The following is a 25,094-nucleotide window of genomic DNA, read 5'->3' on the forward strand; positions in this document are numbered from 1 at the left end:
AATTTTATCAAGGTTCCTTCTTAAATGGTAATTGATAAAATAATGCCGGGTTAAATTTTATATAACCCGGCATCGCTGAGTGGCAATTTCCTACCTGATCATCTCTAAAAATGCTTCAACCCTTGTTTTCAGCTGTCCCGAATCTTCCTGGCCGTAGTCAGTTTCAACTTTCAACAAGGGGATGCCTTGTTCTTTCAACACCTTCTCCACACGATTGGCCTCGATCATGTAAGGGTCGCAAAAGGCCAGGGAGCAGTGAATAATCCCATCGGCTTTGTATTCTTTCGCAAGACTGACCAGTTTCTCCATCCTGCCTTGATTAGGAGTGAAGCAGGCGCAGTTTATGCCGAGATATCTCTCCCCTATGGCGCCGACCATCTGTTCCATGTCCGCGCCGTCCTCCATCACAGTGTTTTCGAAATAGCGAAGGCCTGTACATAGTTCCTCGGCCACGATGACCGCCCCGCTGCCTTCAATGATATGAGGCATTTTCCAGTTCGGTATGGCCATCGGCGTACCGGTAACGATGATTCGCGGAGCGCCCGGTTCCTGGACGCCCTTGCCTTCTTTAACTCTTGTTTCAAGCTCGTCACATAGTTGATTAACCATTTTGGTAAATCGGTCAACATCGTCGTACATGGCTATTTGTTCAATTAAAAGGCAATCCTTGCCGCTGATCGGAGAGGGGTTGTTCTTGCGCAGTTCGGCAAGCCGCAAAAGAACCTTGCGTTTGCCGTTCACCTCTTTAATCGAGCGGCTCAGGGATTCCGCGTTAATTTTCACGCCGGTGATTTCTTCCACCCTGGCCATGAAATCCTGAAGTTCGCTCTTCCACAGGGACTTGTCCTTTTCCCGCCTCATCTGCGGCGTCTCCAGCACATGGACGGGAACGTAATCATTCAAGATTTCAAAAGCTTTCTTTTTACCGTCACATGTGGTTTCACCCACCACCATGTCGCAGGATTCGAAATATGGACAGACTTTGGCTAATTTAAATCCCATAAAGGACTTGATCAGGGGACAGATATTTCTGGGCAGAACAGTTTCAGCTTGAGTGACCCCTATTTCAATCCCCGAGCACAGGCCGATGCAAATGCCTCCGGCAGCGCGGATAATTTCCTCCGGAACAAAAACGCAGAAAGTACCGATTACCTTGCCGCCATTGGCTTTGTGCTCCTGCAGTTCCTGTATGCGCAGCCCATGTATCTCGTTAACGACAAAATCAAAATATTCCATGCCGGCCGGACGGTTTTCCTGCTGCAGATATACCTCCCCGTATGTGGGCGGCAAGACTTGCAAAATCTGGTCGTGAGCCTCCAAGTCAATTCCGATGGATTCCCACATCGGACGGTAATCAGTTGCCATAATACATCATCTCCCCACATTAACCAACTTCTTTTTCTTTGCTCTTTCTGACTACAGTTCTCTCTCCCTCGGGAAGAGGCGGCGGAACGGGCTCGCCGACGATTTTCCGGATCGCGCTGAAGCGAGGCGGGCAAGCTTCAAAGCAAGTCCCGCATTTTACGCATTTCTCCTGCTCGATCACGTGGACCTGGCCCTTGGCGCTGATGATCGCCTCCACGGGGCATCTCCTGGCGCACGTCATGCAGGCCTGGCATTTTTCCGGGTCGATATAGTACGAGGGTACTTCGCGCAGCAGCTCGTCTATCTCGTCACTGGTGTAAAGATCGTTGTACGCTTCATGATTGTCACGTATATGCAACGCCAGCTTATCCCTCTTCGCCAGCTTAATATAGGGGATTAGCCTGGTCACTTCTTCTAGTCCGGACTTCAATTCAGCTTCACTAATGCCTTCGGCTTTGCCCAAAGGGCCCATCTTCTCTATTTCCGCGCCGAACTCGTTCATAATGTTGGCGAAACGGATTCCTTCACCGGCGGACACCCATTCTATCCTCAACCTTTTGGGGTTTATGCCGATGTGCTCCAGTAATTTTCTGCATAGCTGAACCATGCTGATCGCTTCGTAGTTCCCATGGGTAATGTAATGGCAGTCGTCAAGATGGCAGCCGCCCACAAACATCGCGTCCGCTCCATTTAGGAAAGCCCGGAATATGTGTTTCATATCGACTCTGGCTGAGCACATCACTCTGATCAACCTTATATAGGGGGGATACTGAAAACGGGAAACCCCGCAAAGATCCGCGCCTCCGTAGCAGCACCAATTGCATATGATGCCGATCATCTTTGGTGTAAATTTAGCTTCAGCACTCATTTTTATCTAAACTCCTTTGTTATTAATCCCGGCCTTGGCCTTGTTCATTACACAAATGATTCTTTAAAACGCGCGTCAATCTGATTTAATAGCTCTTCATCGGTATAGTGTTTCAGCTGAATCGCTCCTGTCGGACACTTTGTGTTGCATAGGCCGTCTCCTTTACAGAGAACGGGAATAACTCCTGCTTTTTTGCCTTGTTTTGTGTCACGAAGTTCTATGGCGCCGTAGGTGCACGCCGTGACGCACGCCCCGCAGCCCATGCACATGCGCTCGTTTACCGCGCAAACGGAGCCCGAGGCCACCACGGTATCGTTCGCAAGCAGGGTCAGGGCCCGGCCGGCGGCTCCATATGCCTGGCTGACTGTTTCGGATATAAGCTTGGGATAGTGGGCTATTCCGCACAGGTAAACGCCTTCCGCGCCAAAGTCAACGGGTCTTAATTTGACGTGGGCTTCTTGGAAGAATTCATCCGGACCCAAGGATACTTTAAATAATCCGGATATTTCTTTTCTGTCCGCGGCGGGAATAACGGCGGCGGCTAAAGCAAGCGCGTCGGCGTCTATTTCAAGCTTTTTGCCTAAAACGGGATCGGTCGCGGTAATCCGCAAGAAACTGCGGCCATCTTCTTGAACAGCTTCTACTTGTGGTTTATTATCGGGCTCGTAGCGGATGAACCTGACGTCTTTACTTGCCGCTTCCCGGTAATAATCTTCTTTGAATCCATAGCTTCGGACATCCCGGAAGAAAATGTAGATGTCCATTTCGGGGTTTATCTCTTTTAGTTTCAGGGCGTTCTTGATGGACTCGCTGCAGCATATCCGGCTGCAGTAATTTCTGTCTTCTTGTCTGCAGCCTACGCATTGGATCATTGCTATGCTCCCGGCGTTAATTACTTTTTCGTCTCCTTTGGTGATTCTTTCTTCCAACTCGAGGTGGGTCATTACTCTGTCATCTTCGCCATAAAGATACTCGGTGGGTTTGTATACTTCAGCGCCGGTGGCGATGATAGTTGCTCCATGTTTTATCTCAATGACCCTTCTGTCAAACTTCACCTTGGTCGTGAAATTCCCCACGTAACCGGTTGCCTCGGGGATGGTGGCGCCGGTATATACGTGTACCAGGGGATGCTGGTACACTTTGCGGATAAGATCCCGCAGGTATGCTTGAACGTCCATCCCTTCCAGGGTGTAATGTATTCTGCGCGCGATTCCGCCTAATTCTTTTTCTTTTTCCACCAGGTGCACTTCATGTCCCTGGTTGGCTATGGAAAGGGCGCTGGTCATGCCGGCCACGCCTCCTCCGACCACTACCGCTCTTTTGTCGACAGGCAGGTCGAATTCCTGCAAGGGCTCTAAATGGATGGCCCGAGCTACGGACATCCGGATTATATCTTTTGACTTTTGGGTGGCCGCTTCTTTTTCTTTGGAGTGCACCCAGGAGCAGTGTTCTCTAATATTCGCCATGTCGTAGTAATATTGATTGATGCCGGCTTCCCGCAGGGTGTCCCGGAACAGGGGCTCATGTGTCCTGGGGGTGCAGGCGGCGACGATCACGCGGTTGAGTTCTCTTTCCTGGATATCTTTTGCCAGCATCGCGGCGGCTTCTGTGGAGCAGATGAAGAGGTTTTCTTCAGCGTGAACTACATTGGGCAGGGTCTTGGCATATTCAACTGTGCCGGGAACGTCTACTATCCTTCCGATGTTGGCCCCGCAGTGACATACGTAGACACCGATCCGGGGTTCTTCTTGCGAGACGTCTCTTTCTGGCGGATACACTCTTTCTCTGGCCAGGTTCCCCCGCCGGTAGTTGAGGAGCTCGCCGCATTGGGAGCCGGCCCCGCTGGCGGTCACCACCGACTCGGGGATATCCATGGGTCCCTGGAAGGCGCCGCTGACAAAGATTCCGGGGCGGGTGGTCTCCATCGGGTTAAACGGATTGGTTTCACAGAATCCGTGCGCATTGAGCTTGATGCCGAACCTGTCCGCGAAGTTCTTGAAATCATGGGGTGGGTTCAAGCCGACGGACAGCACCACCATGTCGAATTCTTCTTCTTTTACTCCGTCGTCGGGTGTGGAATACCTTATAGTTACGTTCTTGCTTTCGGGGATCTCTTTTCCTATTGACACGTAGCTTCTGATAAAGCGAATCCCGGGCAGGTTCTCCGCTCTCTGGTAGAACCGCTCGAAATCTTTGCCGTAGGACCGTATATCGTTGTGGAATATGGTGCACCGGGCATCTGCGTCATGGTCCTTGGTCAATATCACTTGTTTCTGGGTATAGGTGCAGCATACGGCTGAACAATAACTATTGCCGCCCGGGATAACTTGTCTGGAGCCGACGCAGTGAATCCAGGCTATGTTATGGGGATGCTTCTTGTCGGTGGCGCGCAGGATCTCACCTTCGTACGGCCCGGTGGCGCATAACAACCGCTCATAGTCCATACTGGTTACCACGTTCTCAAACTTTCCGTAGCCGTAGTCTTCCCTCAGCTTGGGATCAAACGGCACGTAGCCGGGAGCCAGGATTATCGCTCCTACTTTTACTTCTACCATCTCGCCCTTTTGATTGAGATCTATGGCGTCGTTCTTACAGACTCCTTTGCATATCTGGCATTTCCCTTCTTTAAGGTAAAGGCAGCTTTCATCTATATAGGGCTTAAGGGGAATTGCCTGCGCGAAGTATATATGGATGGCTTTATTATTGGATATATCCTGGTTGAATTGATCGGGGTACTTGACCGGGCAGTACTCTACACAGACGGTGCAGCCCGTGCATTTGCTCTCGTTAATATACCTGGGCTTTCTAAACAGGGTTACTTTGAAGTCTCCTGCTTCTCCTTCCACACTGTGAACTTCCGTGTAGGATACGATCTCTATATTGGGATGCCTGTTGCATTCAACAAACTTGGGTGATTCTATGCACATGGAGCAGTCATTGGTGGGAAAGGTCTTGTCAAGCTGGGCCATGTGGCCGCCAATGGTCGGCGCCGTGTCCACCAGGTATACTTTAAAACCGGCGGTACCCAGATCAAGCGCGGCTTGAATACCGCTGATCCCTCCTCCGACCACCATCACATCTCCGAAATTTTTGGTTCCGAGACTTCTAGCAACTTGTTCTATAATATTTTGTTCTTCTATTCTTTCCACACGTTCTGTACTCATTCTTTATCACACTCCTGAGGCAGTAATAACTATTTTGGTAACAACTCCATAAATTTGGAACCGCCTCAATTTGGCTTAAGAGCTCATTATCGTATAGCGTGCTCTCACTTACGCCCATTTATCATTTACCCCGCAAACAGAGTCGGAGGCCACGGCAGGAACACAATGGCATTCGCCCTTCTATTCCTTTTGAGAAAGCTTTGAGTGCATATACCAGGTCGACTCTGCCGGCGCACATGATGCGTATAAACTTTGGGTAGGTCAGATATTGTAGTCTGGAAACTCCAGCCAAATCAGCAGTGCCGTATGCTCACCAATTACGCGTAAAACCTAAGACTCTTGGTTCGAACTTAAGTTCTGCACTCATTGCTTATCTCACCTCCTTACTCGGTAATCCCGGTTTTATTCATTATCGAACTCCTGCTGTATCATGTGATTTAAACACATAGGGTTCCGATATGGAAACCGCGACCGCGATTAGACGTCTTCAATATTTTGCATTGCTGCTCAATCCCATGACTATGATAGTAATTCAATGATAAAAACAAAATACCTTTATTGATTATATAGATTATTTTTATTATCACTTAAGATGAGATAAAAAGTATTTATTCAGACTGTTCCTTGGAATTGATGTTGGGAAGTTTCTCGTACAGGTGCCTGATGACTGCCGATAAAAATCACGTTGGAAGCTCTAGCATCGGGACTTTGGGTGGTGGCCAACGAACTGCCGGAAATGAGGGAATGGGTTGATTTTAAAAGAAATCCCATACCACTTTGATAGTAATATGGGATCTCTTTCTGAATCATTTTGGGATTTAGTGTTTATCAAGTATCTGTCTTGTCCGGGCAGAAATTGGAGGAGCTATCAATTACAACTTTCGTTCTGCGAAATTTGGGTTAATTATTAATACCAGCTCTCCACGTCTTCGTCCGGGCGGGTGATTGATTTACCCTTAATCCACTGTCTGCTTTTTTTTTACCTTACGCGAGAGCATAACTCTTCAGGCCTTCATCGTACCTTACGAATCTTTGCCTTGACGAACTATTGAGGTGTCTTGACACTTCAGACGGGGTCAGACCCAGGACCTTAGCGATCTCTCCGGTTGTATGGGGGCCTTCCCGCAAAAGCGAGACAATCTGGCTTATTGACAGTTTCTCCACAATTGCTTCTTCAAACAACCTGTTGAACTCGTTACTGGTGAAAAATTTTTGATACTCTTCCTCTGCTCTGAAAGGTACTCTCAGTCTTTCCCTCTCCACCAGCCTAATGTAAGGGACTAGGTTATTAACTGCTTTAATTTTGAACTTTAACGCATTTTCGTCTATCCCTTCGCTTTTACCGAGAGGCCCCAACTTCTCTATCTCCACGCTAAACTCATTCATAATATTGGCAAAACGTATTCCTTCGCCGGCAGATACCCATTCAATCCTTAACCTATTAGGATTTATTCCTATGTGCTCTATTAATTTTTTACATAGCTGAATCATGCCATAGGCATCGTAATTTCCATTAGTAATATAATGGCAGTCGTTAAGATGACAACCGCCGATAAACACTCCGTCCGCTCCCTTTGAGAAAGCCTGAAATATGTGTTCCATGCCCACTCTGCCGGAGCACATCACTCTGATAAGCTTTATATATGGAGGGTATTGAAAACGAGAAACCCCCGCCAGGTCAGCGCCTCCGTAACAGCACCAATTGCATATTATTCCTAACATTTTGGGTGTATATTTACCCATTCTTATCACACTCCCACTCCGTCTATTCCATTTGAGAAAGCTCTGAGTACATATGCCAAACTGACTCTACCGGCGCACATGACACGTAAAGCTTTGTTTGTGCCGCATATTGTTTTCTGGATAATCCAGCCAAATCATCAGCGCCGGATGCTCAACAATTACGCGTGAAACCTAAGATCCCTGAATCGCACATAAGTTTTGCACTCATGCTTATCTCACCTCCCGGCCTCAGTAACCCCGGCGTGTTTATTAACTATGATGATAATTCAATATAAAAAACAAGAATCCTTTATTGGCTTAATATAATTATTTTATTATTATCCAAGATTAAATAAATGATATTTATTTAACAATATCAATATGGGTTTGCAACCGCGCGAGCTGTGTTAAGCTATCCCCGTTGTTGATAAAGCTTGAGAAGGCATCAGCAGCAAACCCCCCCTTGCTTTGAGTGTTCCGGATTTGATAAAGACTGCGCCGTAAATCAAAGCCGGCCACCTGCACTTCCTTCACCAGCCCCAATTTTAATGATTCCCGCGCGGCATACCTGGATACAATGCTTACTCCCAGTCCCGCTTTAACTGCCGTAATCACAGCGCTGGCACTTCCCAGCTCCAACCCCGCCGGCGTCTCTCCGTCTGCAGCATTATGTGCAGTCAATATCTGTTCAACTGTCCGACGGGTCCCCGAACCCTGTTCGCAAAAAATCATCGCCTCACCCTTCAAATCGGAGATCTTTATAGTGCCTGAATTCGACCACGGATGTGCAGGCGAAACTATTAACACCAGTTGATCCGGCAACCAGGGGAAGCAGTCAATTCCTTCACCGTCCACCGGCACGCCGGTAATACCCAGATCGACCTCCCGCCCCCGGACCCAGCGCTCCACCTGTCCACTTCCCGACACCTTAAGGGTAATTCTAATCCCCGGGTAACTCTTTCTAAACGCCCCGATTAAAAGCGGAAGAAGGTATTCCCCCGGAATTGTACCGACGCCTACAACCACGTGTCCCTTTTTCAGCCCCTTCAAGTCGTCTAATCCGGCCTTGATTTTTTGGTAATGCATGAAAATTTGTTTAGCTTCAGAATAAAGCAGTTGTCCGGCATCGGTTAAAACCATTTTCTTATCCCCGCGCTTGAATAAGGTTACCTCAAGAGCATCCTCAAGCGCCTTGATTTGAAAACTCACTGCCGGCTGGCTCAGATTAAGCTGACGGGCATCTTTTTAATTTAACATGTTTTTCGACCAATGTTATAATCCAATGTATTTACCAGACACAATTTGATAACTTCATTATCACAATAAAGACCTGAGACAGCATTTGGATGAAGGCAGGGGTAACTTTTGATAGAAATTAATAATTTATATAAATCCTTCGGTAATAATGATGTTTTAAAAAACATCAACCTAACCGTTAGTGATCACGAAATTCACGGGCTAGTTGGTAGAAGTGGAGTTGGCAAATCAACTCACAACAAAGAACGGGGAACGGACCTTGTCAAGTACGAAAATGGCCTGGTCACTACTTTCTAAGGCCTTTATTTCACTAAAATAAAGAACTTAAGCGAATTGAAGGACGGCGCGAAAATTAGTGTTCCCAATGATGCTTCCAACCGGGTGAGAGCGCTGAAAATACTGGAAAAAATTGGACTCATAAAACTTAACCCGGACGTAGCCCTACCCACAAAACTGGATATCGCCGAAAATCCGAAAAAGCTGGAAATCATTGAAATGAACGGGTGGAGCATCATCAATACCCTGGCGGATGTTGACTGCGGCGCTACATCTTCGAGTGTAGCCGTGCAGGCCAAGGTAGATCCCAAGACGGCCATCGCCACGGACGGCACCCAAGAAACGGGAGAATACGCGATGCTCCTTGTGGTCAGCAGGGACAAAACCGGCGACCAATTGACAAAACTGCTCTATGACTCTTTCAGGACTGAAACCGTAAAAAAAGCGCTGGATGAGAAAACCAGGGCGGCATAGTACCCCTGTTTTAATGAGCAAGTGAAAAAAGTCATCCCTTATCAAATTAATCCCACTCAATCTCTCTTGACAGGCTTTAAAAAACGGGCTATTATAATTATAGTTTTTTGGTCTTTTGGGAAATTGCTTAACTGGAGTGAGATAAATGACCTTGACTCGAAGAAGAAGAGAGTTTTTATACAAGATTAAAAATATATACAAAGATACCGGCACCCCCGTACATTATATCACCGTGTCCGAAGCGCTGGGAGTCAGCAAGTGGACGGCATACGACATTTTAAAGGAACTGGAGAAAGAAGGTTATTTGCATAGCGAGTATGCCGTAAGCCGTGAAGAAAGAAACCCGGGACGCTCAGCCATCCTTTTTCTTCCGACACTAAAAGCGGAGGAATTATTTCTAAAAGAAAAGGAAGAAATCGACCACATGGAAGAATGGCAAGCTGCTAGAGAAAAACTGCTCGGAATATTTGAAAATGCCAAAGGGCGCAGTTCGAAAAAAATTATTGACGACCTTTTGAAAGAGATGCCGGCCATTAAGGCGCCGATAATAATCAGCGCGTATACAATAGCCGTGTTAATTATCCACATTCAGAATCTGGGCGCCAAGTCAGTAAAGATAATGAGAAATCTACTCCAATTGGCTCCGAAACCTGATTTGCTCCTGAGTTTATTCGCGGGCACGGCGCTGGGAGCAACGTTCAAAAATATGCATAACGTTATAAATGGCAGGCTGGCTGAAGAAGTCGGTCAGTTCCAAAAATATATTTCGGAATTCAGCGCCCAAGAGAATAAGTTGCTGGTAAAATTTTTGATTGATGCTTTAGAAAGAACAACATAATTTTTTTTAAGCAGTTATTTGGTCTTTTGGGCTTTTTTTATTATTTGGGTAATATTCAAAGATTATTGGCACATTCTCGCCGAAGCTATCCTGAACGGCCTTGCCGCCGGCTCCCTGGCTCAAAAGGCGGAACGCTGGGTGTCATTGCCGACGACATTCAGGAAGAGCGTCAGGACAGGTACGTAGCGAAGAAAGGTTGCCGGTAAAGTGATGCAATGTTAAAAAAAGTCCTGCAACATGTAAGGAGGTGAAATTAATGAATACGGTTAAAAAGCTGTGGGAATCAGTTAAAAAAATCTTATCCCTCAGGAAAAACAGGTAAAACAGCACGGGAACAAGGGGACAGGTTCCTTGATTCAGCAATAAAGTAAATCGAGATACCTGTCCCTGTAATTCCCGAATTCCCTGGACAAATAAAACAAGGCTTACACCTCGAATTCGATTAACAGCCTCTTTGCCCCAAAATAATATAATTCTTAAAGGAATATTATTCAATTTATAGAATTATTGAATAGAATTATCATATAGAAAGAGTTATTATGGAAATGAATAATTCTAAACTTTATAATATAATATTTCCCTTATGGACACTTATTTTTTTCCCACCATATATCTTCTTGGTATTGATAGGTAATTTAATAATCGATGCGCTGGTTATCTTTTTAACAACATACTTTAATCGGATTAAGTTAAGCAGAAAAGAGTTGAAAACTATAATAATAAGAGCATGGGCTTTCGGCTTTGGGGCTGATCTAATCGGCGTGTTCCTCTTATTCCTTTTATCAACAACATTTAAATTTAATGGTTACAATGCATTTGAAAGCCTTGAAGCAGCATTTTCATTCATCGCGTCTGTCATACTTGCCGGGATGCTAATTGCGTTTTTTAATTATCGCCAATGCCGTAAATTTATGGACGGTAAAATAGCCAGGAAGGTTGGTATAGCAATGGGAATCATTACCGCGCCATGGATGTTTTTCATACCGACACATTATTGACCGGAATCATATGATACAGTTGACCTATGCCACAAGCTTAGGCCCGCAAGGTGGCTATCAGACGTTTAGGGCGCAGCAGCAGATCCAGCGCGTCATTTATATCATTTACCACTATATCCGCTCTTCTCACAGCCTCCACGCTGCAACCTTCCTTTCCAATAACGGCAATCCCCAGAACGGCCTCCTCCAGCATGTGGACATCGTTATAGCCATTGCCGACGGCTACCGTATTTTCCTTCCCCAGTTTGAGCAAATACTCTTTCTTATCTTGGTTTCCCCGGTCGGCATCCACCCGGTTGAGTTTGGTTCCCAGCTCAGCTGCCGCCTCCGCTCCCCGGCCCAAGGTATCGGCAGTCAACAGGTGGACATCAAGTTTATCTTTTAGATTTTTAATCCGCTCTTTTACTCCGGGGATTAACTGGCCATCCACGGTCAGGGTGCCGTTTAAATCGAGCATCAGGTGATGAAGCTCCAGAACCAGGTTTCTCCCCGGAAGGGTCAACTCAATCAATTTTCACTACCTCCCAACTTCTTGAAAAATGATGTCCCTAGTATTTTAATCCTGTTCTCTATTATCTTCAATGCGACAATTATTGACATAATTTATCCTGGATAATATTTTTATAAATTTTATTTATTAGACTAATATATTATTAGAATTTATAATCAGTTAGGGAATCCGAATAGCCGATAAAACAACAAATTATGCTGGAACAGGGGGCGGTAAATTCATAGCGTCAGAGACAGCGAATCAGCTGCGCGAACAAGAAGAGGAGGAAGATATGAGAAAAAATATTTTAGCTTTGGTCTTGCTTTTGCTGGCGGCAAGTGTCTTAGCAGGGTGCGGGAATCAAACAACGAATCCAGCTGCAGACTCCGCTGATTACAAAATTGGTGTCGTCACTCCAACATTGTCCACCAGTGAAGACGAGTTCAGGGCCGCCGACATGATGGCCCAGAAGTACCCCGGCATCGTTAAGCACATCACCCTGCCGGAAAACTTTTCCACGGAGATTGAAACCGGCATCAGTCAGATCACTTCCTTGGCGGATGATCCCAAAATGAAAGCGATTATCGTGATTTCCGGGCAAGCGGGTTTACTGCCGGCCCTCCAAAAGGTGGAAGAAAAAAGACCGGATATTATTACGATGACCGCCCCGATTTGGGATGATCCGGTGTTGATGTCAAAGTATGTAGATGTTAATCTGGACACGGACTGGGTAAAAAGAGGAGAGACTATCGCCCGCAAGGCGCACAGCATGGGGGCGAAAACGCTGATTCACTATTCTTTCCCCACCCACCTGGCCAAAGAGGCTATCGCGCAGAGAAAAGACATGATGCAGAAAACCTGCGCTGAATTGGACGTGCAGTGGGTTGAAGTGATCACTCCCGATCCGCAAACAGGCAACGGCACCGGTCCCATGCTGCAATTCTTAAGGGAGGATATTCCCCGTCAGATAAGCAAATACGGCACGGATACAAATATATTCGGCACAAACTGCCCGATGTATGATGTGATTATTGATGAAGCGCTGAAAGAGAAATTCCTGGTCGCGGAGCAATGCTGCCCCACCCCCACCCAGGCGTATCCCACGGTGATGGGGCTGGAGATTTCCGGTGAGGATGCCTGGAACTTCGAGAAAATAAATGATATGATCCGGGAAAAAGCCGCGGCGGCGGGGATGACCAACAGATTAGGCGGGTGGCCGATACCCGCGACTGTGTTCATACCGGAATACGCCGTCGAACTGGCCAAAAAGAAGATTGAAGATCCCAGTTTCGACTATAATGACTTGCAGCAGCTGAACCAGTTCGGCCGGGATATTTCGGGACACGGAGTAACCTTCAGCAAGTTTAAGCCTTCGGCAACCGGCACTGAACTGGCTAATTATAATGTCATGATTATGGATTCGATCCTGTACTGAAGCGAAACGGCAAATTCAATAAAACAAAAGCGGCTGTCTATATTTATTGGACAGCCTGTCTTTTATTTATCGCTATATCTCAGCTGAAATCTTAGCATGGATATCTGGGAAAAAACATACGGTATATATTTATGGATAATATTTTGGAAATTAAAAATTTGAGCAAAAGATATAACGGGATCCCCGCTTTAACAAATATCAGCCTGTCGGTAAAAGCAGGTGAAATACACGGTATTGTTGGAGCCAACGGTTCAGGTAAAAGCACCTTGCTGAATATTTTGTCCGGCAGCCCGCTCATCCGGGAGACCGGGGGCTACCACGGGGAAATATCTTTCGCAGGAAACAGGGTCAACCTTAAAAACTGCGCCGAGGCAATCCGGATGGGCATCGGCATGGTTCATCAAGAATTCGCCTTGCTCCCCGATTTGACTATCGCTGAAAATATTAAGCTGAGCCGGGAACACACCCATAAATTCACCGACCGGCTGTTTGGTCCGAAATATTCATTTATAGACAGAAAGAGAAATGATGAAAGCGCGGCCCGGATCTTGCAAAAACTCCGTCTGCATCTTGATGTAGACGTTAAAATCATCAATCTTTCAACAAACACTAGGCAATTCGTGGAGATCGCCAGAGTAATAGACCGCACAGACTTGAAACTGCTGCTGTTAGATGAGCCCACTGCCGTTCTCAGCAGAGACGACGGCTTAAATTTAATTGCGGTCTTTAGGGAAATGGCCCAAAACGGGTTGGGGATCTTATTCATTTCGCACCGGCTGGAGGAAATGCAGCAGATATGTGACCGGGTAACCGTTTTCCGGGATGGGGCAATCGTCTCCAGCTATGAGCAAGGGGAAATATCCATAAAAAATCTGGCCAGGGATATGATCGGCCACACGGTGCATAAAGCGACAGCACCCAAAAGAGAGATAAAGGCCCGGCCGGCTATTAGTTTTCAGCAGTTCTCCGTGAAAATGCCGGGTGAAGAAATTAACGGCCTGGATCTGACTGTTTTTGAAGGTGAAATATTGGGGCTGACCAGTCTTTCCGGACACGGCAAACTGGCTTTGGGATATGGCGTCATGGGCATGTACCCCACAGGCGGCGAGGTTATTTATGAAAATAAGAAAATAGACCGGATGGACGCTAAGGCAAATATCCTCAACGGCATATACGTATTGCCGGATGACCGGCAGGCCCTGGGCATGCTTCCGGAACATTCGCTGGCGGATAATATTATTTTTACGGGAAACCAGATAAAAAATTTGTTTTCAATTAATTTTGGCCGGCCGTTTTCAGGCTTTATTGACCGGAAAAAGGCCGACGCTCACGTCCATCAACTGGTGCGGAACTTTGAAATCAAATGCGCTTCGCTCAAACAAAAGAGTAAAGAATTAAGCGGGGGGAATCAGCAAAAGGTTTGTATCGCCAGAGCCCTGACCCTGAATCCCAAATTGTTGATTGTGGCGGAGCCCACCAGAGGGATTGACATATCGGCCAAAGAAAAAATACTGCAGATGCTGCTGGACATCAACCGGAAAAATCATACCACCATCGTGATTGCATCCAGTGAATTGGACGAATTAAAAAGAGTATGCGACCGGATCGCCGTGATGGTGGACGGGAAAATTTTTAAAATATTATTGCCTGATGCATCCGAAACAGAGTTTGGACTGGCGTTGGCCGGTGAAGAAGGAACAAAAAATGAAGAATTTTAGCATAAAGCCTCCGCAGGTTATTATACTTATTTTTTTAATTGTCTTAATTGGCCTGGCCTATGTTTTACAGATGGATTTAATAGTATTATTCAACGAATCTTTGATCAAGCTGGTGATGAACGGGGTACTGGTGCTGTCGCTGATACCCATGCTTAACGCGGGCGCGGGCATGAATTTCGGCCTTCCCGTGGGCATAACCGGCGGCCTGGTCGGTCTGTGCATTGCCGTAAATTTCAGGCTGACAGGGTTTTCCGGTTTTTTCATGTCATTATTATTGAGCGTGCCGATTTGCGGCATGCTCGGCTGGCTCTACGGGCTAATCCTGAACAGGGTCAAAGGGCGGGAGGAAATTGCCGGTACTTTTATCGGTTTTTCTGTTATTCCTTTGATGAACTATTTTTGGACACTGGCTCCTTTTCAAAACAGACAAATGCTTTATCCTATCGGGGGTCAGGGTTTGAGGCCCAAAATCAGCCTGGAGCCTTATTTTTATAATGTTCTTGATCAATTTTGCTTGATCAAAATAGGCGGCATAGAAATTCCCCTGGGCTTGCTGGCCTTTTACGGCCTGATCTGTCTTTTCTTATATTTGTTTTTCCGGTCAAAGGTTGGCCGGGCAATCATTGCCACGGGAGAAAATGAGGCGTTTTCCAAATTGTCCGGCATTGACATAGCCGGAATTCGTCTTATCGCCGTAATTCTCTCCACCATTCTTGCCGGCATTGGTATTTGTGTGTATTCTCAAAGCTACGGCTTTATTCAGCTTTACGATGAGCCCTTATCCATGTACTTTCCAGCCATTTCGGCAGTCTTAATCGGCGGAAGCACAGGCAGAAGGACCTACATATTTGAAGCGGTGCTGGGCGCCTATTTGCTGCAGACCATCTATCTCCTTACCGTACCCATCGCCAATCAAATATTAATTCCTGAAGTAACGGAAATTTTAAGGACTTTGATTACCTACAGCATTATTTTATATGCCTTGCTATACAGAGACAAACGGGGGATCGTTCATTGAGGCTCAGGCAGCGGGCGGAACAATTATTTAATATTGAGCATATTGTGCCGGTAGTGTTTTTGTTCTTGTCTTTTTTTGCCTGGCAGGTTTCCGGCCTTACCGGCACTTTTGTATTTAATCAGGTATTAACCAGGTTCATCAGAGACGGGATCCTGGTCTTATCGTTAATTATTCCGGTAGTTGCCGGCATGGGGCTGAATTTTGCCATTATTGTGGGCGCCATGTCCGCGCAAGCGGCTTTATTGTTTGTGATCAGCTGTCAGGTTGCCGGTTTGGGAGGGATATTATCAGTAATCTTCCTTAGCATAGCGCTCTCCGTGGTCTTAGGTTTTGCCATCGGCCACGTCTTAAACCGGGTGAAAGGGAAAGAGATGATTGTCACCATAATAATCGGCTTTTTGGCGAACAGCGTTTATCAGCTGGTTTTTTTAGCAGGCTTCGGCACTATTATTCCGGTGGCAAATAAAGAGATTATTCTTTCCAGAGGCATAGGGGTGAGAAATGCCGTGGATCTGAGCATGTATCGCAACACCATTGATAAATTCTGGCTTTTAAAGATAGAAGGATTAGAGATCCCCTTATTTATGATCCTGGTGGTCCTCCTGTTTGGGGGGATGATCTATTACCTGCTGCATACCCGTTTTGGCCGGGAGGTGAAAGCGGCGGGTTCCGGCAGTGAAAAAGCGGAAGTTGCCGGCATAAATGTTAATTTACTTAGAATCAAGGTAATCATCCTGTCCATGGTGCTGGCCGCGCTTGGACAGTTGGTATATTTGCAGAATATCGGCATGTTTGATGTTTACACGGCGCATATGAACGCGGATGTTTTTTCTTGCGCCGCTCTTTTGGCCGGCGGCGCAAGTATCAAAAGCGCCAAAATTCGACATGCGCTAATAGGGATTTTTCTTTTTCATACCCTGTTTATTGTTTCACCTCAGGCCGGTCAGAATTTATTCCACAATGCCGCTTTGGGGGAATATTTTCGAAGCTTCGTGGCCTATGGAACAATTGCCTTTGCTTTGATTATTAATGTTAAGCGCGAGAATATGTAAACGGTAAGCCGGAGGTTAATACGGTTTATGTCAAACGCCTCAAGCTTAAACCGGCCTTACCTTTTGCTCAAGCGGCTTATTCTTCCCAAGCCTTTACTTCCTTCATTTTATCTCCTTGCTTTATCTCATCCACATATTCCATTCCTTCTATAACCTTGCCGAATACCGTATGCACTCCGTCAAGGTGCGGGAAAGCGTCATAACAGATGAAAAACTGGCTTCCACCTGTATCTTTTCCGGCGTGAGCCATCGACAGCGCCCCTCTAAGGTGTTTATTGGGGTTTCCCGCAGTTTCACATTTGATCGTGTAACCAGGTCCACCCGTGCCATTACCATGGGGGCATCCTCCCTGCGCTACAAAACCTGGAATGACTCGATGGAAATTTAAACCATTATAAAATCCTGTATTGGCCAGCTTTTCGAAGTTCTCCACCGTTCCGGGCGCGTTTTTTTCAAAGAAATCAATGACTATTTTCCTGCCATTTTCCAATTCAATGCTGCCTTTTTTCACTTATCGCATCCTCCTCAGTTTTGTTCCAATAAATGCATTTTACTAAACTAAGTGGGATTTAGCAAATTTCCGTTCAGCTCAACTTTCGGTCATTGGTCGGAAACTCCTGCCATGCCGGTCGTCGGCACAAGAAAAATATAAGGGCAGTCAGTCGCTGCCCGGCAATTGCTTTTTTCTAAAATATAATTCTTCTTTACCCTAATTTCAGGTACTTTGTGACACTCTATGCGCCGGGGATTAAATCCCGGCGGTTTCTTCGGGCACCCGTGCGTAGTCGCTGCTCGCAGTAATTGAAGCGTGGCCTCTACCGCGTTGAGAGCGTAGTGGGCGACGGATAACGCCAGGCGGTGCCAAGCCCGTTCCTGCTCCTATTTTGGATTTACAGCTCATGGGGGGCAGGAACACCCTTGCCTTTCGGACTTTAGGGCTTTGTTCGTGTATGTCTCCGCTTAAACCGCGTATCTTAAAAAGAGCCTCTTGCCGATATTTCTGACGGCGTTTAGCGCAACACTGCCTTTCTTGCCGCATTTGCAAGTAAATAACGGCGCCCCGGACCGGTAATATTCCTTGTTATCACTGTGCCGGGCTATCTCCGCCCCGCAATCGGCACATAACCGGCTTGTGTTTCTGGGGTTTACCCGGCTGATGATTATTCCATACTCCCAGGCTTTGTATTTCGTATAGTGGAATATCCTGCCCAGGAGCCAGTAGGAACGCTTGGAACTGGCCCGCCTGCTGAACTTGCCTTGCTCAGGTTTAAAATTATTCAGGTATTCAAACACGATGATAGTCGCGCCATGTTCCAGGGCAAAGTCCAGTATTCTACGAGACACCCGGTGGGCTTCATTATCGTCGATGTTATGGATCCTGTTCCTTAGCGCCTTATTGTCCTGCTCATCCTTATTCAAGGAACCCGTAAGGCTGAGCTTGGTTGCGATAATACCCAAAAGTCGTTTCCTGCGGCCGCTGAGGCTGTCACCGCCACGGATAAACCGGGTGGCCACCTGCGTGCCGTCGCTTTTGAATATGCCGCATACCGCCAGCCTGTTGCTAATATTTAAGCCTACAGCGCAAATCTTCAGGCTTGGCTCTTTAACCTGCTCGGCAACCGCCTTCACTACCGGTTTTTCCTTTTCAACCGGGAAATGCAGCTCAAGCCGGTTTTTCTTAATTACCGCGTGAGGACAGCCTATCTTCCAGCCGTCCTGAACCCGCCGGCCGGTCAAATGATACTTCACCCAGCGCCAGGTGTTGCCGTCGAACAACTTCAGCATAATAGACTTGCCAGTGTAACCTTTATACTGGCCGGCATAAAACAAAGTGTTGCGCTGCCACTCTCTGGGCGGCACCGGCGGTCTATATTTAAGCTTTTTCTCTTTGGCTTCGGCCTTGGCTTTTGCATCTTTCCATTTTTTCAGCTTGGAGAAGAATGAACGGGCTGCTCCAATGGCCGTGTTTATACAAGCCCGCCGGAACATAGCCGGGATATCCCACTTTAAGGGAAACGGCGGTGCAGGGTTGTCCTTTGTACTGTGAGTTAATCTTTCAAGTTCGGTTAACGCTTTTTTATTGGTTAGTTCAAGTATTTGAGCACGCTCCTTGATTATACCAAAATAAAACGCTGTGACTTCATTAAACAGTTTTTCAGTGGTGATGAACCATTCAGGAAAACGGTACTCCAAGGTTTGCTTGATGGTTTTAGTAGGCATTACACACCTCCTCCCTGATAATCGATATAAAAAGACCCTTCCATAAAACGGAAAGGGCTAAAATAAGTATAGTAATAAAAACGTCTTCTCGAGGAAGACGTAATAATTACTCACAGGCCACAAAGGCTCTGCTGCTTATTGTCTCCTTTCCATAAGGGAGGCATGGCCGTTTCCCGCCATACCCAGCGGCCTGTTCGCCGTGAGACAAATCCTTTAGGCAAAAAGGCTCGGAGTAGTTGTATAATTCATAATTTTTCCTTAGAAACAATTATAGTCACAGAATAAACTGCATGTCAACCGGTATTTTTATACACATCCATAGCCCCACCATCTTTGAAAGTTAAATCTTGCATTTTAACGGATATGAATCATCACGTCTTGTTTTCCTCTAAAGTGATATTGAATATTTCCTGATCCGATAAACTACAAAAATTCTCTATGTCCAGTTCTTGAAGACAAATAAGAGTTAATCGCTTGCTTCCACTAGTCCACACGCTCTGCTTCCGTTCCCCCAAAGGGTTGTAGGCAAACCTTGACGGGTTGGCAAGCCTTGCTCTGCAAAGCCCTTGCAGGGTATCCGCCAAACAAGGGGAGCCGCTGACATGAACCTTAACATTCGGGGATTTGGTAGACTCAAGCCGGTTATCGGCGATAAACGCCATTCTTACAGCTATCAGCAGATCTGAACAAATTTCTCCGTGGTGAGTGATGGCTTGACTCAGCAAGTTTTTCATTAGGAGATCTGGTTTGAGTGGAGCTATATGCGGTGTCCGTGGTGAAAACACGACATCATGGTCAAAATACGGTTTGATATCTATGACGGGACTTTCATTTACGGCATCAAGTCCAGTCACATAAAGTGTATTCCCTTGAATCCGGTCCAGCTTGACCAGGGTCAGAGCTATTGGATTGGGGCGGGCCGGTGACCGGATGGCAAACACACCAAATTTACGGGACAAAGGATTAACCTTAACCGGTGCGACCGTAGTGGTGTTACGTGACGCTTGATGGAGCCAAGTCAAAATCCATAAATGAGAATACTCGTCGATTCGCTCCAGCGCCGCGGAAAATTCGGAAAATATTATGATTTGAGCCTGAATCCCGGTTGTCGGCATGCTGTTTCGCTCAGTTATTTGTGATTTGACAATGCCTACAGGGTTTAGTGTAATAGAATCTAATCCCATGCCGCGCGCACGTCCTCTCGACCTGGGCATGACGGACTCCCCTGAACGCATACCATTTGTCCGCCATGCTTGAAAATATTCATTTTTTCGCCTGCTTGAACCGCTTTCCAGATGAGTTGCTGATCGAGGATAACCAAGCTTGCGAGCCGATCGACTCCGTAGTTAAATAGAACCCTGGAAATCGGCACACTTGGACCCACGAGGATAATCTTTGAGTTTTTTGACAGTTCAAGGAGTCTGGGCATGGTTTTGTTGGTAAAGGCTGTCCCGGTGATAAAGACAAAATCCTGCCCGGGGAGGATATACTCGCAGGCAGAGTCGGGATAATCGTCTGCTTGAGGCTTCCTTTCGAGCACAGACAGCTCACATATTTTTCGGAGTTGCACTACATTAGGGAAATGGCCAATCACCGCAACTTTTTTTCCGGTAATTTCCGGTATTAATTGTTTGAAGGCGTTGGATTCTTCGGGAGCACAGGATGGATCAATTGGTTTGCCGGTAAGAGCCATGACCTCCGCGGGGTTATTGAAGGCCGCGTTAATTGCCGCCTGTCCCAACGATGCTTCAAGCATATCCCACGATTTAGAGAAACACGCAAGCTTTTTCAACGGCATTCCGGTAGTATTGGCAAGATTCGCTCCTTTCTTGCCCCCCTTGACTGTCTTGGCCATACCGAGACCCCGCTCTGATCGGACAAGCGTCCAAGAGACCCCCAGCAGGCATTCCAAAACGGTCAGATTTTCAGGTATCGCCTCAATGAGGTCATCATACATCTCCCACATGGGTTTCTTACTCCTTTTTTAAATCTTTTGATAATAAGCGCCATTGGCGCAAGCTTTGCATAGCACCTTTCCATCCTTGAGCATATCCCTGCCGTCCATAATTTTTTCCTGACAATTTTCGCATATGGTTTTCGCCGTCGGCCTGCCCGGCAGATCTCCCGGTTTCAGGGCAACCGTTATCGGCTCCATTGTAAACATTTGTTCATCAGAAAATTTTTTCCAATAAGAAACCGGATCAGCGTCTTCAGGAGCGTTTTGCTTCGCGTCCACAGCGATTCTGACTCCTTTACCAGTATTCATGTCGATAAAACTGGCCGCCATTTTACCGTAATCCAACCACTTCAGCCTTCTCTTTCCGAGTGAACATCCTGTTACCGATTGTACAGCGTCGGCAAGACAACGATCAACTTCGACAAAAACGATAAAATCTTTGTTTTCAGCAGGATCTTCAATTCCAAGATAATTGAGACCCGCCCGGGCCATCCTAACGCCAAAAACGATACCCGTGCATACGTGACCATGAAACTCACGCGCTTTTTTCAGATCCTCCTCAAAAAGATCCGTCATGATGTACACTCCCTCTCAATTTATTCATGCTGAAATCATTATCTGCAACGGCTTTGCTGTCCGTTCGCATTGCTTAATTACAGCCAACTAAATCTAACAACAACCAAATTATATTATTGTTTTTATTTGTATTCAATAGTTTCGTTTTTTGCAGCAGAAATCTATCAGGAAAAAAGAGGCGGGTTAGAAATATCATTGTTAATGTTGTACAAATTGTCAATAAATGATATACTTTTAGCCGACAAAAACTAACATGGAACAATGAAACTTAAATAAGTTATCAACATAAACAGATATAAATTAACATAAACAACTCCAAGCTTAGTGCCCGAGGGCATTAAGCCTATGGATTAAAGCCTGGGTGTCCGGCATCCTCAGGGCAGTAAAAGAAATTTTGTTGCCTCCCTCGGTGATGGAAAGGGGTTGCAAGAACAGCTTAAAGCTTGTGTCTGTGATTTTTTCCAGATGTAAGCTTTTTATATATACGGCATCCTGTTGATATAGAAACAGTTTAAGACAAAAAAATCGGGAGGAATCAGGAATGCACAAAATCCGTCTCAAGAAGTCAATTTCCAAAGGGGTGGCAGTCATACTCTGCCTTTGGCTGCTGACACTGCTGTCGGCCGGTTGCGGCAGCCGGCCGGCCGGCACCCAACAGGAACCTTCGACTCCGGCGGCTACGGAGTCAGCGGCCCGGGTAATTACGGACATGGCGGGAAGACAGGTCGAGATTCCGGCGAAAATCAACACGGTCTATTGCGCCGTGCCGACTGCCGAAGCAATGATGTATTCCCTGGCTCCGGAAAAAATGGCCGCCTGGGTCAACGAGCCTTCCGGTGATGTGAAAAAGTACTTAAGCGACCGGGCCAAGAACCTTCCGGTTCTCGGGGGCTGGATGGGTGAGAAATGCACCGCCAATCTGGAGGAAATAGCCAAGCTGGCTCCGGATCTCATTATTTTTATGACGGACCTTGACCCTGTCAATAAAGCAGCGGCCGGTCAAACAGCGGACAGCATTATGGATCAAACAAAGAGGCCTGCGATTGTTATGGACTCCATATTTACCTCCACACCTGAAGTCTACAGAATCATGGGTGATATTTTAGGGATTCAAGACCGGGCCGAAAAGCTGGCAGCCTATTGTGAGCAAAAAATGGCGGCAATCGGCGATATGGTTGCCCAAATTCCGGAAGACAAGCTGGTACGCGTATACTACGCAGAAGGAACCGCCGGGCTTGCTACTGATCCGGCTGATTCTCACCATGCAGAAGTTTTAAAGTTTGTCAGAGGAAAAAATGTCGCCGATGTGCCGGCCAAGAGCGGGCAGGGCATGTCGCCCGTTTCGATGGAACAGGTGCTTGCCTGGAATCCTGACGCAGTTTTGGTTAGCTCCAACTCAGACGGCGTCAAATGCTATCAAAATATCTTGAGCGACGCTTCCTGGAACAAGGTCAAAGCAGTCAAGGACGGGAAAGTATATTTGACTCCCTCGCTTCCTTTCGGCTGGTTCGACCGTCCTCCCAATATCATGCGGATTCTCGGAATCGAATGGCTCGCGAGTGTGCTTTATCCCGAATATGTGGATATTAATCTGAACCAGGAAGTAAAAGATTTCTTCAGTCTCTTCTTTAATATGGATTTAAGAGATGAACAAGTCACCGAACTGCTCAACCACTCAGTAAAGCAATAACCCCTGGCGATGTCCGGCCTGAAAATGTTTGAAAGGGGAAGGCTGATGCTGTCTTCTGATGCTGTGAGCGATGAACCTTTGCGAAATAGGGCCGCAGCGGCCGATGCTCGTCCAATGAGCAGGGCAAAAAAGAGCGGATTGGTGCTGGTCATTTTATTCATCTTACTGCTCGCAATATTTCTCTGGTCTTTTACCGTCGGCCGCTATGCGGTTCCTTTGCCGGAGCTGCTCACGGTATTCTTCAGAAAAATGTTCGGGCTTTCGGCCACATGGTCGGACACCCTGGAAACAGTATTGTTTAATATCCGGATACCAAGAATTATCGTGGCGCTCATTATCGGCGCCGCGCTTTCAGTGTCGGGCGCCGCCTATCAGGGCCTTTTCCGCAACCCCATGGTCTCACCCGATATTCTGGGAGCATCCGCGGGCGCGGGTTTTGGCGCAGCCATGGCTCTCTTGTATTCGGCGGGTTCACTAACCATTCAACTGGTAGCCTTTGTGTTTGGTATTATTGCCGTTACGCTGACCTATCTAATCAGCCGTCTTATTGCTAAGGGCAATAATTCCGTACTTGTCCTGGTCTTGACCGGGATAGTTGTGACCAGCCTGTTTTCGGCTTTTATTTCGCTGGCCAAATATACGGCCGATCCCAACAACAAATTGCCGGAAATATCGTTCTGGCTAATGGGCGGACTTGCCTCCATTACAGCTAAAAACGTCTCCCTGGTTCTAATTCCCTTTGTTATCGGCATCATTCCCATGCTGCTACTCAGGTACAAGCTCAACGCGCTCTCTTTCGGAGAGGAGGAAGCACAATCTCTGGGCTTGGACACTAAAAAAATCCGTTTTATCTACATCCTCTGCGCAACGCTCATTACGGCCTCGGCAGTGGCGACCGGGGGTATGATCGGCTGGGTGGGGCTGGTTATCCCCCATCTGGCCCGGATGCTGGTTGGCCCGAATTATAAGTATATGCTGCCAGCGTCGGTTTTGCTGGGCGGGGCCTATCTGCTGCTGATCGATGACCTTTCGCGTACTATTTTTGCGGTGGAGATACCCCTGAGCATCTTAACGGCGATTATTGGAGCGCCGTTTTTTATCTATTTGTTATTTAAAGGAAGGGATGCATGGACATGATCCTGGAAATAAAGGATGCATCTTTCGGTTATTCCCAGAAGACCGTTCTCCGGAACATCTCTTTTAATGTCGGTGCCGGTGAATTACTTTGCCTGCTCGGACCCAACGGCGTCGGGAAAACGACTTTGTTTAAATCTATTTTGGGCTTTATCGCCATAAAGGGCGGAGAGATAACCCTTGACGGACAAAATATCAAAAAGTGGTCCAAGTCGCGTCTGGCCAAGGCTGTGGGTTATGTCCCCCAGGCGCATACGACGCCTTTTCCCTATACTGTCCTGGATGTTGTTTTAATGGGGCGCATAGCGCATCTTGGCCCATTCTCATCCCCCTCGCGGGACGATGTTAAGATTGCTGAAGAATCCCTTGAAAGACTGGGTGTTTCTTTTTTAAAAGATATGACCTATACGGAGATTAGCGGCGGCGAAAGACAAATGGCGCTTATCGCGCGCGCGCTTACGCAAAAACCTCAGATTCTGATCCTGGATGAGCCTACTTCCAATCTGGATTACGGCAATCAGGTAAGGGTTCTCCTGCAAATAAAAAAACTGTCGGAAGAAGGCATCGGCGTGATCATGACTTCCCATTTTCCCAATCATGCTTTTCTTTGCTCCTCTAAAGTGGTTTTACTGAACAAAAACGGGTTTAAGATCGGCAAGGCGGACGATATCATCACCGAAACGAACATGAGAGATACCTATGGAATAAATGTGCGGATAACAAGGCTTGCCGACAATCATGGCGCCGAAATCAAAAGCTGTGTGCCGCTGGCAAACTGATTTTAGATGGAGAGCGAAGCGAATAAAAAGCCGGCTTCAGGCCGCTCCGTGGAACAGCAGGGG

At 46.8% G+C, this 25,094-nt stretch carries 21 protein-coding genes, 4 pseudogenes and 2 riboswitches; of the genes and pseudogenes, 11 read left to right on the forward strand and 14 right to left on the reverse strand.

Annotated features, from left to right (window positions below; all coding sequences use genetic code 11):
* Nucleotides 1-90: 90 nt before the first annotated feature.
* The 8 genes and pseudogenes from L9W92_RS04850 to L9W92_RS18815 all read right to left on the reverse strand — a co-directional run.
* Nucleotides 91-1,365 (reverse strand): double-cubane-cluster-containing anaerobic reductase, encoded by a 1,275-nt coding sequence (locus L9W92_RS04850; RefSeq protein WP_240082623.1) that lies wholly within the window; start codon nucleotides 1,363-1,365, stop codon nucleotides 91-93.
* A gap of 19 nt (nucleotides 1,366-1,384) precedes the next feature.
* Nucleotides 1,385-2,233 carry a hydrogenase iron-sulfur subunit gene (locus L9W92_RS04855; RefSeq protein ID WP_240082624.1) on the reverse strand — a complete coding sequence of 283 codons (849 nt, stop codon included), beginning with the start codon at nucleotides 2,231-2,233 and terminating at the stop codon, nucleotides 1,385-1,387.
* A gap of 47 nt (nucleotides 2,234-2,280) precedes the next feature.
* The gene (locus L9W92_RS04860) at nucleotides 2,281-5,397 is read right to left on the reverse strand and encodes an FAD-dependent oxidoreductase (protein WP_240082625.1); all 3,117 of its coding nucleotides are present in this window, start codon (nucleotides 5,395-5,397) and stop codon (nucleotides 2,281-2,283) included.
* A gap of 175 nt (nucleotides 5,398-5,572) precedes the next feature.
* Nucleotides 5,573-5,764 (reverse strand): annotated as a pseudogene (locus L9W92_RS04865) (hydrogenase iron-sulfur subunit); the annotation flags it as partial.
* Between the two features lie 617 nt (nucleotides 5,765-6,381).
* Nucleotides 6,382-6,999 carry a hydrogenase iron-sulfur subunit gene (locus L9W92_RS04870; protein WP_512699408.1) on the reverse strand — a complete coding sequence of 206 codons (618 nt, stop codon included), beginning with the start codon at nucleotides 6,997-6,999 and terminating at the stop codon, nucleotides 6,382-6,384.
* 155 nt (nucleotides 7,000-7,154) lie between these two features.
* Nucleotides 7,155-7,285: pseudogene (locus L9W92_RS18810) on the reverse strand (hydrogenase iron-sulfur subunit); the annotation flags it as partial.
* 197 nt (nucleotides 7,286-7,482) lie between these two features.
* Nucleotides 7,483-8,259, reverse strand: coding sequence for a LysR substrate-binding domain-containing protein (locus L9W92_RS04875; RefSeq protein ID WP_312038063.1), 777 nt, complete (start codon nucleotides 8,257-8,259; stop codon nucleotides 7,483-7,485).
* Nucleotides 8,248-8,346, reverse strand: a pseudogene (locus L9W92_RS18815) (helix-turn-helix domain-containing protein); the annotation flags it as partial. The pseudogene L9W92_RS18815 and the gene L9W92_RS04875, both read right to left, overlap by 12 nt.
* Nucleotides 8,347-8,484: 138 nt before the next feature.
* Here L9W92_RS18815 and L9W92_RS04880 point away from each other — a divergent pair.
* From L9W92_RS04880 to L9W92_RS04895, 4 genes and pseudogenes are all read left to right on the forward strand, one after another.
* Nucleotides 8,485-8,673, forward strand: coding sequence for an ATP-binding cassette domain-containing protein (locus tag L9W92_RS04880; protein ID WP_312038062.1), 189 nt, complete (start codon nucleotides 8,485-8,487; stop codon nucleotides 8,671-8,673).
* Nucleotides 8,674-8,685: 12 nt separating this feature from the next.
* Nucleotides 8,686-9,126, forward strand: a pseudogene (locus L9W92_RS04885) (MetQ/NlpA family ABC transporter substrate-binding protein); the annotation flags it as partial.
* Nucleotides 9,127-9,271: 145 nt separating this feature from the next.
* Nucleotides 9,272-9,964 carry a LexA family transcriptional regulator gene (locus L9W92_RS04890; RefSeq protein ID WP_240082629.1) on the forward strand — a complete coding sequence of 231 codons (693 nt, stop codon included), beginning with the start codon at nucleotides 9,272-9,274 and terminating at the stop codon, nucleotides 9,962-9,964.
* A 539-nt stretch (nucleotides 9,965-10,503) separates the two neighbouring features.
* Nucleotides 10,504-10,962: a hypothetical protein gene (locus L9W92_RS04895; protein WP_240082630.1), complete on the forward strand. Its 459-nt coding sequence runs from the start codon at nucleotides 10,504-10,506 to the stop codon at nucleotides 10,960-10,962.
* Nucleotides 10,963-10,999: 37 nt separating this feature from the next.
* On the opposite strand, the gene L9W92_RS04900 is transcribed toward L9W92_RS04895, so the two are convergent.
* Complete coding sequence (locus tag L9W92_RS04900) at nucleotides 11,000-11,473, reverse strand: HAD family hydrolase (RefSeq protein WP_240082631.1); 474 nt, start codon at nucleotides 11,471-11,473, stop codon at nucleotides 11,000-11,002.
* A gap of 271 nt (nucleotides 11,474-11,744) precedes the next feature.
* On the opposite strand from L9W92_RS04900, the gene L9W92_RS04905 reads away from it, so the two are divergent.
* From L9W92_RS04905 to L9W92_RS04920, 4 genes are all read left to right on the forward strand, one after another.
* Nucleotides 11,745-12,887 carry a DUF3798 domain-containing protein gene (locus tag L9W92_RS04905; protein WP_240082632.1) on the forward strand — a complete coding sequence of 381 codons (1,143 nt, stop codon included), beginning with the start codon at nucleotides 11,745-11,747 and terminating at the stop codon, nucleotides 12,885-12,887.
* A 131-nt stretch (nucleotides 12,888-13,018) separates the two neighbouring features.
* Complete coding sequence (locus L9W92_RS04910; RefSeq protein ID WP_240082633.1) at nucleotides 13,019-14,605, forward strand: sugar ABC transporter ATP-binding protein; 1,587 nt, start codon at nucleotides 13,019-13,021, stop codon at nucleotides 14,603-14,605.
* Entirely contained in the window at nucleotides 14,592-15,623 is a 1,032-nt protein-coding gene (locus tag L9W92_RS04915; RefSeq protein ID WP_240082634.1) for an ABC transporter permease subunit, read from the forward strand. Before L9W92_RS04910 ends, L9W92_RS04915 begins: the two co-directional genes overlap by 14 nt.
* Entirely contained in the window at nucleotides 15,620-16,675 is a 1,056-nt protein-coding gene (locus tag L9W92_RS04920; RefSeq protein ID WP_240082635.1) for an ABC transporter permease subunit, read from the forward strand. The genes L9W92_RS04915 and L9W92_RS04920 overlap by 4 nt, the downstream gene beginning before the upstream one ends.
* A gap of 76 nt (nucleotides 16,676-16,751) precedes the next feature.
* On the opposite strand, the gene L9W92_RS04925 is transcribed toward L9W92_RS04920, so the two are convergent.
* The 5 genes from L9W92_RS04925 to L9W92_RS04945 all read right to left on the reverse strand — a co-directional run bounded on the left by L9W92_RS04925 (nucleotide 16,752) and on the right by L9W92_RS04945 (nucleotide 21,428).
* Entirely contained in the window at nucleotides 16,752-17,186 is a 435-nt protein-coding gene (locus tag L9W92_RS04925) for a peptidylprolyl isomerase (RefSeq protein WP_240082636.1), read from the reverse strand.
* A 449-nt stretch (nucleotides 17,187-17,635) separates the two neighbouring features.
* Complete coding sequence (locus L9W92_RS04930; protein WP_240082637.1) at nucleotides 17,636-18,895, reverse strand: RNA-guided endonuclease TnpB family protein; 1,260 nt, start codon at nucleotides 18,893-18,895, stop codon at nucleotides 17,636-17,638.
* A gap of 126 nt (nucleotides 18,896-19,021) precedes the next feature.
* Nucleotides 19,022-19,140, reverse strand: a riboswitch (molybdenum cofactor riboswitch).
* A gap of 126 nt (nucleotides 19,141-19,266) precedes the next feature.
* Nucleotides 19,267-20,109 carry a tRNA (N6-threonylcarbamoyladenosine(37)-N6)-methyltransferase TrmO gene (tsaA, locus tag L9W92_RS04935; protein WP_240082638.1) on the reverse strand — a complete coding sequence of 281 codons (843 nt, stop codon included), beginning with the start codon at nucleotides 20,107-20,109 and terminating at the stop codon, nucleotides 19,267-19,269.
* Nucleotides 20,070-20,861: a DUF364 domain-containing protein gene (locus L9W92_RS04940; protein ID WP_240082639.1), complete on the reverse strand. Its 792-nt coding sequence runs from the start codon at nucleotides 20,859-20,861 to the stop codon at nucleotides 20,070-20,072. The genes tsaA and L9W92_RS04940 overlap by 40 nt, the downstream gene beginning before the upstream one ends.
* An 18-nt stretch (nucleotides 20,862-20,879) precedes the next feature.
* Nucleotides 20,880-21,428 (reverse strand): FmdE family protein, encoded by a 549-nt coding sequence (locus L9W92_RS04945; RefSeq protein WP_240082640.1) that lies wholly within the window; start codon nucleotides 21,426-21,428, stop codon nucleotides 20,880-20,882.
* 301 nt (nucleotides 21,429-21,729) lie between these two features.
* A riboswitch (molybdenum cofactor riboswitch) is annotated at nucleotides 21,730-21,867 on the forward strand.
* Between the two features lie 102 nt (nucleotides 21,868-21,969).
* Here L9W92_RS04945 and L9W92_RS04950 point away from each other — a divergent pair.
* From L9W92_RS04950 to L9W92_RS04960, 3 genes are all read left to right on the forward strand, one after another.
* The gene (locus tag L9W92_RS04950; protein WP_240082641.1) at nucleotides 21,970-23,118 is read left to right on the forward strand and encodes an ABC transporter substrate-binding protein; all 1,149 of its coding nucleotides are present in this window, start codon (nucleotides 21,970-21,972) and stop codon (nucleotides 23,116-23,118) included.
* Nucleotides 23,119-23,232: 114 nt separating this feature from the next.
* Nucleotides 23,233-24,255, forward strand: a complete 1,023-nt coding sequence (locus tag L9W92_RS04955; RefSeq protein ID WP_240082684.1) for a FecCD family ABC transporter permease — start codon at nucleotides 23,233-23,235, stop codon at nucleotides 24,253-24,255.
* Nucleotides 24,252-25,031 (forward strand): ABC transporter ATP-binding protein, encoded by a 780-nt coding sequence (locus L9W92_RS04960; RefSeq protein ID WP_240082642.1) that lies wholly within the window; start codon nucleotides 24,252-24,254, stop codon nucleotides 25,029-25,031. The genes L9W92_RS04955 and L9W92_RS04960 overlap by 4 nt, the downstream gene beginning before the upstream one ends.
* Nucleotides 25,032-25,094 lie beyond the last annotated feature (63 nt).

The organism is Pelotomaculum terephthalicicum JT, assembly GCF_022410535.1.
Lineage (GTDB): Bacteria > Bacillota > Desulfotomaculia > Desulfotomaculales > Pelotomaculaceae > Pelotomaculum_D > Pelotomaculum_D terephthalicicum.

Coding starts and splice junctions, on each gene's coding strand:
- L9W92_RS04850 (WP_240082623.1), bottom strand. CDS start 1,365: ATGGCAACTGATTACCGTCCGATGTGGGAATCCATCGGAATTGACTTG.
- L9W92_RS04855 (WP_240082624.1), bottom strand. CDS start 2,233: ATGAGTGCTGAAGCTAAATTTACACCAAAGATGATCGGCATCATATGC.
- L9W92_RS04860 (WP_240082625.1), bottom strand. CDS start 5,397: ATGAGTACAGAACGTGTGGAAAGAATAGAAGAACAAAATATTATAGAA.
- L9W92_RS04870 (WP_512699408.1), bottom strand. CDS start 6,999: ATGGAACACATATTTCAGGCTTTCTCAAAGGGAGCGGACGGAGTGTTT.
- L9W92_RS04875 (WP_312038063.1), bottom strand. CDS start 8,259: ATGGTTTTAACCGATGCCGGACAACTGCTTTATTCTGAAGCTAAACAA.
- L9W92_RS04890 (WP_240082629.1), top strand. CDS start 9,272: ATGACCTTGACTCGAAGAAGAAGAGAGTTTTTATACAAGATTAAAAAT.
- L9W92_RS04895 (WP_240082630.1), top strand. CDS start 10,504: ATGGAAATGAATAATTCTAAACTTTATAATATAATATTTCCCTTATGG.
- L9W92_RS04905 (WP_240082632.1), top strand. CDS start 11,745: ATGAGAAAAAATATTTTAGCTTTGGTCTTGCTTTTGCTGGCGGCAAGT.
- L9W92_RS04910 (WP_240082633.1), top strand. CDS start 13,019: ATGGATAATATTTTGGAAATTAAAAATTTGAGCAAAAGATATAACGGG.
- L9W92_RS04915 (WP_240082634.1), top strand. CDS start 14,592: ATGAAGAATTTTAGCATAAAGCCTCCGCAGGTTATTATACTTATTTTT.
- L9W92_RS04930 (WP_240082637.1), bottom strand. CDS start 18,895: ATGCCTACTAAAACCATCAAGCAAACCTTGGAGTACCGTTTTCCTGAA.
- tsaA (WP_240082638.1), bottom strand. CDS start 20,109: ATGCCCAGGTCGAGAGGACGTGCGCGCGGCATGGGATTAGATTCTATT.
- L9W92_RS04940 (WP_240082639.1), bottom strand. CDS start 20,861: ATGTGGGAGATGTATGATGACCTCATTGAGGCGATACCTGAAAATCTG.
- L9W92_RS04945 (WP_240082640.1), bottom strand. CDS start 21,428: ATGACGGATCTTTTTGAGGAGGATCTGAAAAAAGCGCGTGAGTTTCAT.
- L9W92_RS04950 (WP_240082641.1), top strand. CDS start 21,970: ATGCACAAAATCCGTCTCAAGAAGTCAATTTCCAAAGGGGTGGCAGTC.
- L9W92_RS04955 (WP_240082684.1), top strand. CDS start 23,233: ATGAGCAGGGCAAAAAAGAGCGGATTGGTGCTGGTCATTTTATTCATC.
- L9W92_RS04960 (WP_240082642.1), top strand. CDS start 24,252: ATGATCCTGGAAATAAAGGATGCATCTTTCGGTTATTCCCAGAAGACC.